10 protein-coding genes and 1 tRNA gene are annotated in these 11,728 nt (G+C 60.8%); 8 read left to right on the forward strand and 3 right to left on the reverse strand.

Features of this window, described 5'->3' with window-relative positions; genetic code table 11:
- Nucleotides 1-14: 14 nt before the first annotated feature.
- Nucleotides 15-554: a cupredoxin domain-containing protein gene (locus ACG33_RS11665; RefSeq protein ID WP_066921387.1), complete on the reverse strand. Its 540-nt coding sequence runs from the start codon at nt 552-554 to the stop codon at nt 15-17.
- An 89-nt stretch (nt 555-643) separates the two neighbouring features.
- On the reverse strand, nt 644-805 hold the full coding sequence (locus ACG33_RS16360; RefSeq protein WP_168160077.1) for a hypothetical protein: 162 nt from the start codon (nt 803-805) through the stop codon (nt 644-646).
- Nucleotides 806-1,392: 587 nt separating this feature from the next.
- Between ACG33_RS16360 and ACG33_RS11670 the strand changes: the two genes are divergently transcribed.
- The 6 genes from ACG33_RS11670 (at nt 1,393) to ACG33_RS11695 (ending at nt 7,774) form a co-directional block, all read left to right on the forward strand.
- The gene (locus tag ACG33_RS11670) at nt 1,393-1,914 is read left to right on the forward strand and encodes a CinA family protein (protein ID WP_237392617.1); all 522 of its coding nucleotides are present in this window, start codon (nt 1,393-1,395) and stop codon (nt 1,912-1,914) included.
- A gap of 286 nt (nt 1,915-2,200) precedes the next feature.
- On the forward strand, nt 2,201-3,256 hold the full coding sequence (gene recA / locus ACG33_RS11675) for a recombinase RecA (protein ID WP_066921391.1): 1,056 nt from the start codon (nt 2,201-2,203) through the stop codon (nt 3,254-3,256).
- Between the two features lie 13 nt (nt 3,257-3,269).
- Nucleotides 3,270-3,893 carry a regulatory protein RecX gene (locus ACG33_RS11680; protein ID WP_066921393.1) on the forward strand — a complete coding sequence of 208 codons (624 nt, stop codon included), beginning with the start codon at nt 3,270-3,272 and terminating at the stop codon, nt 3,891-3,893.
- Between the two features lie 285 nt (nt 3,894-4,178).
- A complete protein-coding gene (gene alaS, locus ACG33_RS11685) occupies nt 4,179-6,824 on the forward strand; it encodes an alanine--tRNA ligase (protein ID WP_210399046.1) in 2,646 nt (881 codons plus the stop codon).
- A 387-nt stretch (nt 6,825-7,211) separates the two neighbouring features.
- Nucleotides 7,212-7,424 (forward strand): carbon storage regulator CsrA, encoded by a 213-nt coding sequence (csrA, locus tag ACG33_RS11690; RefSeq protein ID WP_066921395.1) that lies wholly within the window; start codon nt 7,212-7,214, stop codon nt 7,422-7,424.
- Between the two features lie 259 nt (nt 7,425-7,683).
- A tRNA-Ser gene (locus ACG33_RS11695) sits at nt 7,684-7,774 on the forward strand.
- Between the two features lie 102 nt (nt 7,775-7,876).
- Here ACG33_RS11695 and ACG33_RS11700 read toward each other — a convergent pair.
- Nucleotides 7,877-8,932, reverse strand: coding sequence for an XdhC family protein (locus ACG33_RS11700; protein ID WP_168160078.1), 1,056 nt, complete (start codon nt 8,930-8,932; stop codon nt 7,877-7,879).
- Between the two features lie 100 nt (nt 8,933-9,032).
- Between ACG33_RS11700 and ACG33_RS11705 the strand changes: the two genes are divergently transcribed.
- Together ACG33_RS11705 and ACG33_RS16570 are read left to right on the forward strand one after the other, a co-directional pair.
- On the forward strand, nt 9,033-10,604 hold the full coding sequence (locus ACG33_RS11705) for an AMP-binding protein (RefSeq protein ID WP_168160079.1): 1,572 nt from the start codon (nt 9,033-9,035) through the stop codon (nt 10,602-10,604).
- Nucleotides 10,605-10,744: 140 nt separating this feature from the next.
- Complete coding sequence (locus ACG33_RS16570; RefSeq protein ID WP_066921402.1) at nt 10,745-11,722, forward strand: c-type cytochrome; 978 nt, start codon at nt 10,745-10,747, stop codon at nt 11,720-11,722.
- Nucleotides 11,723-11,728 lie beyond the last annotated feature (6 nt).

An 11,728-nucleotide genomic window follows, 5' to 3' on the forward strand; every position in this document is an offset into this window, starting at 1 on the left:
CGCTTCCTTTATCTTTATCGTACGTAGAGGCGGCCGACCATCATGTGGTGGCCGATTCCGCAATATTCATTGCATACGATGGAAAATTCGCCGCTCTGGTTGGGCGTCACCGTCAACACATGCTCGTAGCCGGGTACGATCTGAATATTGAGATTGGTCGGCTGCAGCGAAAAGCCATGGTTGTAGTCCATGGAGGTAAGGTGCAGACGGTAGGTCTTGTCTTTTTCGAGCTCGAGAATCGGCCAAAAATTCCACAGCCGGGCGATCAGGTAGATATCGCTGCCGGCAGGCGGCGCCACCACCGGGATCTCCAGATCGGTTTCGGTCCGGACGGTGTACTGATCGACCATGGCCTGCGCATTGGCGATGAATGCATCGGGCGTGGTCTTGTAGGTCTCGGTCGACAGGTTCTGATCGCCGTAGACGTGCCATAGCACCATCATGAAAAACATGACCATGCACCAGACGAAGGCAAGGGCGATCCAGGTACCCTCGACACGATCGATCGGGTGCTTCCACCACAGCCGGTCCGCCGGCGGTAAAATTGCGCTCATTGACGCTTCCTCCCCAAATCCTTTGTCATGCTCTTGTTAAGGATGCGCGGATGCATCCCAATGATCACACGGCTGAATTCACGCATGAATTACGGTGCGACCGGTATCGTCAGAATGTCGATGACACCCCACAGCGTATAAATGATCATCGGGATCATCACACCGAGGAACAATAATAGAAACGGATTGTCGAGGAGCTGCTGCACCAGCGGAACCTTCTCGTCGTTTTCGTTGTGATCGTTGTCGCTCATGAAAACTCCTGAAGCCACCCGTAAGAAATGGAACTGGCGGGACGGCTAAAGATAGCTATTTCCTATGTAAATGACACCGGCTTCTATGATCTGGATCAGGAACGAAGCAGATACCAATCTGGTATTGCGAAAGCGCAATTCATCTACCAGGTATGTTTCAGGCCGATGCCGTCCGCCCTTATGGACTCGCCCTTATGATATTCGATGGATAGTCGGTGGATAGTCGAATTATATCGCCCTTGGCCGCAGTCTTTCCCGCCGACCGTCGATGGCCCGCAGGATACAGACCAAGACTCTGAGAAACAATAAATTATCGCCTGCCGAAGAATCTGCACCACTGGCGACCGGCCCGGTCCGCCGGGGCGACAATGCGATCTGCCGCCGTCCATCCGGTGAACGGCGGCGGGACGGCCGAGAGCTATGGAAGGCCGCTCTTTTCAGGGTATTTCCTAATACGGCATGAGGCTGAAGATGAATGACCCCGATGAATCGATGGAGACGAAACCTGACGGATTTTCACGCCTCCCCGCTTGACGTGCCGTCCGCTTGACGTGGCGCGTCCACAGGCCAAAGCTTCGGTGATGAACTTGGACGACTTATATTTGCAGAGGCTGGCGGCGCGCACGGGGGCGATACTGCTGGATCGCGACTGGCGGCTGGTCACGGCCGAATCCTGCACGGGCGGTTGGATCGCCAAGACGCTGACCGATGTTCCAGGCTGTTCGTCGTGGTATCTCGGCGGGGTGGTCACTTACAGCAATGCGTTGAAGCAGACCCTGCTGGGCGTACGGCCCTCGACCTTGGCGGTACACGGCGCTGTCAGCGAGGCCTGTGCGCGAGAAATGGCGCTCGGTGCACTGAAGAGTCTCGGCGGCCAGGTGGCAGTGGCCGTGACGGGCATCGCGGGACCGGGCGGAGGGCAGCCAGGCAAACCCGTGGGTACGGTCTGGTTCGGCTGGGCCTGGCAGGCTGACCGAAACGAAACCGGCCGAATCGAAACCGGTCGAACCCGAACCCATGTTGCGATGGAAACCTTCGCCGGCGATCGCGAGGCGGTACGCCGCAGCACAGTGGATCGGGCGCTGGCTGAACTTGCCAGACTCGCCTGACTGATCCGGCTTGCCCGACCGACCTGCCCCGCCTGAGCCTCCTGACTCGTCTGACCGGCCTGACCTGCCTGACTCTTCGACTCGCCAGACCGGACGACCGGGAATCGGCGACCGGCCGGATCGGCGGTTTCACGGAACGGAGGGTGGATGTCCCCGAATAACTGTGTAAACATACAGATATTCGAGTACACAAGCGCGCCGAGCCTTGTAAAATGTCAAGCCATTCCCGTCATTGCGGAAGTGGCGGCGACGCTTTCCCACCCTAGCTTTTCAAGGTCATTATCAAATGGAAGAGAATCGTAAAAAGGCACTCGCTGCCGCACTGGGACAGATCGAGAAGCAGTTCGGCAAGGGCTCGGTCATGCGGCTGGGCGACGCCAGTGCCAGCTACGATGTCGATGCAGTATCCACCGGCTCGCTGGGACTGGATATCGCCCTGGGTGTCGGCGGCCTGCCGCGCGGCCGCGTCGTCGAGATCTACGGCCCGGAATCCTCGGGCAAGACCACCCTGACCTTGCAGGTCATCGCCGAGGCGCAGCGTGCCGGCGGGACGGCGGCATTCGTCGATGCCGAGCATGCGCTCGATCCCTCCTACGCGGAGAAACTGGGCGTCAACGTGAAGGATCTGCTGGTATCCCAACCCGATACGGGCGAACAGGCGCTGGAGATCACCGATATGCTGGTGCGCTCCGGCGCGGTCGACATCATCGTCGTCGACTCGGTGGCGGCATTGACGCCCAAGGCGGAAATCGAGGGGGAGATGGGCGACTCGCACGTGGGCCTGCACGCGCGCCTGATGTCGCAGGCGCTGCGCAAGCTGACGGGTAATATCAAGCGCTCCAACGCCGTGGTGATTTTCATCAATCAGATCCGCATGAAGATCGGCGTCATGTTCGGCAGCCCGGAGACCACCACCGGCGGTAACGCGCTCAAGTTCTACGCCTCCGTGCGTCTGGACATTCGTCGGATCGGCGCGCTCAAGAACGGCGACGAGGTGATCGGCAACCAGACCCGCGTGAAAGTCGTCAAGAATAAAGTGGCGCCGCCGTTTCGCGAGGCTGAGTTCGAGATCATGTATGGCGCAGGCATCTCGCGTGTCGGAGAAATCATCGATATCGGCGTGGCGCAGAATCTGGTCGAGAAGTCCGGCTCCTGGTACAGCTACAATGGCGAACGTATCGGCCAGGGCAAGGAAAACGCCCGTAATTTTCTACTGCAGCGTCCGGAGATCGCCCAGGAGATAGAGACCCAGTTACGCGCGAAACTGTTACCGCAACGGGGTGAAGGACGCGCGGACAATCCGCGGGAACGTGCCGAGGCACTCAAAGGTGAGGCAATCTAGGCAGCGGACGGCAGTGTTTTCCTCGAGGATCGATCAGTCCACCGCGCAGCCGGCGGCAGCCGACCTGGAGCGAAGCATCGAGCACAGTGCGGTGCAGTTGTTGTCCCGTCGTGAACATTCCATCCAGGAATTGCGCCTCAAGCTGGAGCGCAAGGGGTATGCATCCGAAGCCGTAGGGCGAGTCATCGACAGACTTAGCGCCCGGCGGCTGGTCTCCGACGAGCGCTTCGCCGCTGCCGTCATCCGCTATCGTGCCCAGCGCGGACAGGGGCCGGTGCGCATACGCGCCGAGTTGCGCCGCCAGGGTATTTCCGATGCCGGAATCCGACAGGCTTTCGACCATGCCGGCCTGACGACTGATGAAGCGGTCCAGGACCCCGAGGCCGCCATCGACTGGGGCGCGCTGGCCGGCCGGGTACGTCGGCGCAAGTTCGGCGCAACGCTACCGCACGCACCGCAGGCGCGCGCAAAGCAGGCGCGTTTCCTTCAGTATCGCGGCTTCACGGCCGATCAGATCCGTATCGCACTAGATGCCGACCCCACTCCCGACTTCGATTCCGATCTCGACTTCGACGCCGGGGCGAATGAGGATTCTGACGAGGATCCGGACTTGGATACCGGAGCGGGCGATGGCTGAAATACGCCGACCTCAGCCTACAAGCAGTCCGCCGGCCGGAGATTCGGCCCGGACATTCAACTGGCGATGCACGCCACCCATGGTTCCCATTGTCGTGCATTCCTCTTGATACACGACAACGAGAACCATGGGCGGTACCCGACACCTCTATAATGGCGCGGACATCACCACCTCCGGAAGCATGGTTTGCGCGCGTGCAGGAACGCTCCCGGGGCCGAAACCGGATCGGGCTGATTGCCGATACTCACGAGACAGCCACTCTCAAAGATAGTCGATGATTCTCTTATGACGACTGCACCGCGCCTGTCCAGCGCCGACCTTCGCACCTTGTTTCTGAGGTTTTTCCGTGAACGCGGTCACCAGATCGTGCCGTCCAGCTCACTGGTGCCGGGGAACGATCCAACCTTGCTGTTCACGAATGCGGGCATGGTTCAGTTCAAGGATGTGTTCCTGGGCCAGGACCAGCGCCATTACAGCCGGGCAGCCAGCGCCCAGCGCTGCGTGCGCGCCGGCGGCAAACATAACGACTTAGAGAACGTCGGCTACACGGCGCGGCACCATACCTTCTTTGAGATGCTCGGCAATTTCAGCTTCGGCGATTATTTCAAGCGCGACGCGATCCGCTTCGCCTGGGACTTCGTGACCGGCAGCCAATGGCTGGGCATCGATCCACGGCGCCTGATGGTGACCGTCTATCACACCGACGAGGAAGCCTACGCGGTGTGGCACCAGGAAATAGGGCTGCCGGCCGAACGGATCGTACGCATCGGCGACAAGCCGGACGGCGGATCGGACAATTTCTGGCAAATGGGCGAAACCGGCCCCTGCGGACCGTGCAGCGAGATTTTCTACGATCACGGCGCAGATATTCCCGGGGGACCGCCAGGCTCGCCCGAGGAGGACGGCGACCGCTGGATCGAGATCTGGAATCTGGTGTTCATGCAGTTCGACCGCTCGGCTCAGGGCGAGCTGACGCCCCTGCCGCAACCCTCCGTCGACACCGGCATGGGCCTGGAACGCACTGCCGCGGTCATGCAAGGCGTGCACTCCAACTACGAAATCGATCTATTCGTCAATTTGATCCAGGCCGCCGCGCAGGCAACGAACAGCGACGCGCTGGATTCGAGTTCATTGCGGGTCATCGCCGATCATATCCGCGCCTGCGCGTTCTTGATCGCCGACGGGGTGTACCCCTCCAACGAAGGACGGGGCTACGTCCTGCGCAGAATCATTCGCCGCGCGGTGCGCCATGGCTACAAGCTGGGGCAGACGCAGCCGTTCTTTTATTCGCTGGTCGGTGCGCTGGAGCGGGAAATGGGCGCGGCCTATCCCGAATTGGCGGCGCAGCGCGCGCATATCGAGCGGGTATTGCGCCAGGAGGAGGAACGTTTCGCCGAAACCCTGTCCCAAGGCATGGGACTGCTGGAGGAGGCGATCGCCGCCTTGCAAGGCAAGGAGATCCCCGGCGAGACCGTGTTCCGTCTATACGACACCTATGGCTTTCCCGTCGACCTGACGGCGGATATCGCCCGCGAACGCGGCCTGGGCATCGATGAGGCCGGCTTCGAGGCGGCCATGCAGGCGCAGCGCGAACGCGGACGCGCTGCCAGCCGCTTCGGCGTGGATCTGCGCGCCGGCGTCGTGCTCCAGGAACAGACGCGGTTTGGCGGCTACGACGATCTGGCGGGCACCGGCACGGTGCTGACCCTGTTACGCGGTACGCAACGGGTGGACACATTGGAGCCGGGCGAGGAAGGCCAGGTCGTGCTGGACCGCACGCCTTTTTATGCGGAAAGCGGCGGCCAGGTCGCAGATACAGGCGTACTGACCGGAGTCGGTGGCGTGACACGGTTCGAGGTGGTGGATACTCGTAAGATCGGCCAGGCCTTCGCGCATATCGGCCGTCTGACGGGCGGTCCGCTCCATGTAGGCGAACCGCTGATGGCGCAGGTGGATGAGATGCGCCGGCAGGCCATCATGCTCAATCACTCGGCGACGCACCTGCTGCACGCCGCCCTGCGCAAGGTGCTGGGCACGCATGTGACCCAGAAGGGCTCCCTGGTCGCAGCGGACCGGCTGCGTTTCGATTTCTCGCATCCGGCAGCCGTGACGCCGCTGGAGCTTCGGGAGATCGAAACCCTGGTGAATGCACAGATTCGTGCCAATTTACCTGCGCGGACCCGATTGATGCCCTATGACGAGGCGATCGCCTGCGGCGCCATGGCCCTATTCGGCGAAAAATACGAGGACGAGGTCCGCGTGCTGAATTTCGGCGAATTTTCGACCGAATTGTGTGGCGGTACGCACGTGGAGCGTACCGGCGACATCGGCTTGTTCAAGATCGTGAACGAAGGGGGCGTGGCCTCCGGCATCCGGCGCATCGAGGCACTCACGGGACAGAAGGCGCTGGACTGGGCCAATGCAGCCGAACAAACCTTGCAGACGCTGGCCACCCTGGTGAAAGGCGGTCGCGAGGACGTGGAAGACAAGCTGCGCCAGCTGATCGAGCGTGGCCGCCGGCTGGAGAAGGAGATTGCCAGCCTCAAATCGAAGCTCGCCGGCGGCCAAGGCGGTAGTTTGGCCGACAAGGCAATCGAAATCGCGGGCCTCAAAGTAGTGGCGGCGCAGGTGGATGGTGCGGATGCGCGAGCCTTGCGGGAAGCCGTCGACCAGCTCAAGAGCAAGCTAGGATCGGCCGTCATCGTCCTGGGATCCGTTGGCGACGACAAAGTCGTCCTGATCGCCGGCGTCACCGCGGACCGCACCGCCGTACTGAAAGCCGGCGAACTGGTGAACATGGTGGCGCAACAGGTGGGCGGCAAAGGCGGGGGACGGGCGGATATGGCGCAGGCCGGCGGCAACGACCCGGCTAAACTCGGCGAAGCCCTGGCCTCCGTAGTGCCCTGGGTGACGAGGAAGCTGGCGGGCTGAGCATGGCCGGCTCGCGACAATCGGAATTCCCGGCGCTCGTCAGCGCTGAAATCACGTCGATATTTCGACGACCGGACGGCTGAATTTCCGAGTCTTGAATCCTATCATGGAAGATAGAGCAATAAGGGAAATCCCTGATGATCTATACTGAAAATAGAGAGTCTTTCTGGAGATCGTTCTGGAAGGGTGCGGTGGGCTGCTAAAAAATATATTCTGTTTTGTGTGAGGGTGATTTTGAGGGATGTCTCGATCCCGGAGTTTGGACCACTAACCTACATTCGATTCGGATGACTGGACGATTCGCACAAGCACACTGGGAGGCTGGCAGCGATTCTGCAGCCGGCGAGCTTGTAGCCGATTCGTTCAGTTACCAGCAAGGAGCGAAACATGTTGATTCTGACAAGGCGCGTCGGTGAGACCGTGATGATAGGAAACGACATCACTGTGACCGTCCTAGGCGTCAAGGGCAATCAGGTGCGTATCGGCGTGAACGCACCCAAGGAAGTTGCGGTTCATCGCGAAGAAATCTATGAACGCATCAAGCGGGAAGAGCAGTCCACGGATGATGAACGGCATGAGGTGGACGGCATAGAGCCCTGAGCCTGCCCCGGATGGGCGCGGGCCGCCTACGATGAGGATGACGCTCCTGAGTCGACACCCTGACCGGCATCCTTCACCCGGCTCGCTCCCCGACTGATGCTCCAGAGCGATGATCCTGATCGATACCCCATGATTTATCACCCTGATCGACGATCCTGACTTGTCGACTTGCTTTGCTCCTTTACGTTCGCATGCATGGCCAGTATTCTTGCCGGCCTTCGCGGACCGCCAAGCGGTCCGGCAGGTGAAATCAAGCACCGGAGAGATGGCCGAGCGGTCGAAGGCGCGCCCCTGCTAAGGGCGTATGGGTCAAAAGCCCATCGAGGGTTCGAATCCCTCTCTCTCCGCCACCCCTCCCGAGGTGCCGGGCCGGGAAACCGGGAAACCTGGGTAAGCGAGACACTGAACGATCGCCGATTGAGCACCCTTTGCAGGCATCGTCGCAGGCATCGTCAAAGCGACCGCCCAAGACTTCGGCCCGAAGCTCCGGATAACATCGCGTGAATCTCGCCGGCGATCGCTAAGGCGATCGATTCCGGCGTATTTGCGCCGATATCCAAACCGATGGGACCATGCAGGCGTCCAACGAGCATCGCCGCCTCGGCGCCTAACTCGTTCAACAGCCGTTCACGACGAGCTACAGGACCCAACACACCGATATAAGCCGTCGAACTTCTTGCAAGCGCGCGCAAATAGGCGATATCGGAGATGAGATGATGGCTCATCACGACGGCTGCATCATAGGCGTTGGGATCGACGGCGGACGCCATGTCGAGCGCCGGCGACAACACCACCGAGGCATTCGGAAAGCGATCGGCGACGGCATACGCAGGCCGATGATCGACGATGGTGACCTCCCATCCGAGGAGATCGGCGATCTGGACCAGAGGCAGAACATCCGGACCCGCCCCCAGGATCAGAATCCTCAGGCTCAGCGGCACGGGAATCACCCGCAGCAACGCCCCTCCGGCATGCACTTCCCAAGTATTCGAGCGCGCGATCGGCAGCGTCTGTCGGTTCGCATATTCGACCGGGTCCTCTACAATGATCTCGGCTTCGCCTTCGAGAGCCTGCAATGCTCGCCCGTCGGAACTCATCTGAAACCATTGCCCCAGCGGCAGCTGCGGGGCGGCTCGGATCACCACCGCAAATGCCGTTCGCATGCGCGCTACGCGTGCGGCTTCGATCGTGGCAAAAGGCCGATAGCCGCTATCGAGATGCAATGGCGTAAGCAGAATGGTCGTCGCGCCTTCACAACCCAGGCCGAGGCCCCAGATGAGATCGTCGGATGAACGTGTGTCGTAGGTCACCAACTCTGCTGTGCGCGATTCGAGTACGCGCTGCGCGCGTTCAAACAGATCGGTTTCCAGACACCCGCCGCTCAGAAGCCCTGCCGCTCTGCCCTCCGGCCCGATCAGCATATGCGCACCGGCCTTACGGTAGGTGGATCCCGATGTCTGTACGATCGTTGCCAGCACCAGCGGCTCGCCGCGATCCCGCGACTGCATGAAAAATGAATGCAAGTCAGCGTGATAGGCAATCATGGCACTGCATCGGCCGTCCGGCCTCTATCCTGGTTTCCATGTTTTCGAGCGGAGCATGACCTTGATGTTTTCACCTGAAAATGTCGTCACACGATATATTCTGGAGCGGCACGCCAGGACAACGCCCGATGCCGAGTTCATAAGATTCGAGGATGGATCGTGCTGGACTTATAGACAAGCGCTAGAAATCTCTTATGCCGCCGCCAACGTGCTGCGTCAGGCCGGACTGCGTCAAGACGACCGGATCGGTATTCTCTATGGAAACGGCCCGGAATTCATCCGCGCCTGGTGGGGAGCGGCGGCCCTCGGCGTCCAGGTCGTGCCGATCAATATCGGCTATCGGGGCCGTATGCTCGAACACCTGCTGCGATTGAGCCGTCTGGATGCCGTAGTAGGCGACCCGCAATTGATGGACGTCTTCAGCGGCATCACGGAGCCGGGACTGGTGCCTGAACGCAAATTCACCGCGAACGATCTGTTGTCAACCGATATCACGGCGCCGGCCTTACAGCGTCCGATCGAAACCTGGGATATCGCCTTCTATCTGCTGACCTCCGGAACCACCGGTCCTTCCAAACTGGCCATCGTCACTTACCGCAATATTCATGCCGGCGTCCTGTGCAGCGTACCGTTATCGAGAGGGTATGAGGATTGCGCGTTGATCGATATACCGCTGTTTCACGGCGGTGCGCTGCGCTTGGCCATGGGTGCTCTGTCATACGGGGCGCGTATGGCGATCCTGGCAAAGCCGCGTATGTCGACCTACTGGCAAACGGTGAAGGAAACCGGTGCAACACTGAGTTTCCTGGTGAGCACGATGGTGGACTTCGTACTGGCACAACCGGTGAGCAGAATCGAACGTGAACATTCGCTGCGAATTCTGGGGGCCAACCCGCTGCCGAGCGATCCGCAGGGCTTCATGGAGCGCTTCGGCGTCCAGGAACTGCTGGTGGCTTACGGCTCGACCGAAGCACCCGGCATGCTGCGGGCAGCCAGCGATGATCCTCTGGCGCGCGGCTATTGTGGACGGGCGCGACCAGGGTATCACTACCGGATCGTGGATGAAAACGACATCGAGCGTCCCGCCGGTGAACCCGGCGAGTTGATCGTGCGCCATGACGAACCCTGGGTGATTTCGCCGGCTTATGTCGATAACCCGGCGGCAAGCGCCGCCGTATGGCGCAACGGCTGGTTTCATACCGGCGACCTGCTGCGCCGGGACGAAGCGGGACGCTTCTTCTACATCGATCGAGTCAAGGATTCGTTGCGGCGCCGTGGCGAGAATATTTCTTCGGCCGAGGTCGAGTATGAAGTCAAGGCCTTCCCCGGGATCACGGAAGCGGCCTGCGTCGCCTACCGCATGCCGAACACCACCGATGATGAGGTCAAGGTATGGATCGTGCCCGAGAAGGGGCAACACATCGACCACGAGGCGCTGCTTAAGTTTTGTGTGGAGCGCATGCCCTATTTCATGGTGCCGCGTTTTTTCGAGATGATCGATGAATTACCGAAGACGCCCAGCCAAAAAATCCTTAAATTCGACTTGCGCGAGCGTGGCAACAGTGCGCGAACCTGGGATCGGGAAGCACACGGCTTTCGGCTGACGCGAACCGGACTGAGCAAAACCAACGGCTGAGCGATGATTTCGGATCCTCCGTCCCGACCCCGGATCGAGCGATCCAACGAGGACGCCGATACCGCTGCGCCAGATTCAATGTAATTCCCCTGTAAGTACGTCCCGGGAGACTTCTCATATCGACCACATGAGGGCTCCCCGTGCCAACCCGTCTTCTGAAATGGCTTTTCGGCAGTCTCGCCAGCCTGATACTGGCTGTCGCCGCAGGCGCGCAGACACCGACCGACCCGGGACGTGTGCTGTTCGAACAGCTGTGTGTCGCGTGCCATAGCATAGGTGAAGGTGACCGTGTCGGCCCCGATCTGGCCGGCGTCACCCAGCGGCGCGATGAGGCATGGATCGGGCGGATGATTCGCGAGCCCGATGCCATGATCGCCGCGGGCGACCCGGTCGTCACCGCCCTGGTCAAACGCTTCAACGGCATCATCATGCCCAGGCTCGGGCTGGACGAAGCCCAGGCCGAGGCGCTCGTGGCTCACTTGCGGGCACTGGATGCCGGTGCCGCCATGACGACGCCGGCACTAGTCTACGACACGCCCGAACTGATGCCGTCGCAGGCGCTGGTGTGGCGCATGTTCCTGCTGATCGGCGCGCTGATTGCACTGGTCTTTGCGGCCGTCGCCTTCAGCACCAACCGTCCACGCGAGGTCAGCATTGCACGTGCCTATGGTCTGCGCCGGGCACTGTTCCTGGCGGCACTGGCCGCGGCCATCGGCATACTTGCAACGACCTTGCCCAAAACGCCATACGCAGCCCATGGCAGTGCCGCGGTTGCCGACGTCGATCGCATCATCTATGTCGCCGGACGTCAGTTCGAGTTCATCTGGTCGGATGAGCCGATCGTCAGCGCTGCGGATATCGGCCGTGTACCGCGCCTGCATCAGCTGACGATCGATCCAGGCGCGACAGTGGAATTTCGCGTCACCAGTCTCGATGTCAACCATGGCTTCGGCTTGTACGGACCACAGCGTCAGATCGTGGCACAGACCCAGGCCATGCCCGGCTATGTCAATCGCCTGCGGGTGCGGCTGGATGAGCCCGGCGAATATGCCGTGCTGTGCATCGAATATTGCGCTGCTGCACATCACCGCATGCGTAACAGCTTGATCGTGCGGTGAATGCCA

The organism is Steroidobacter denitrificans, assembly GCF_001579945.1.
GTDB classification, from domain to species: Bacteria; Pseudomonadota; Gammaproteobacteria; order Steroidobacterales; family Steroidobacteraceae; genus Steroidobacter; species Steroidobacter denitrificans.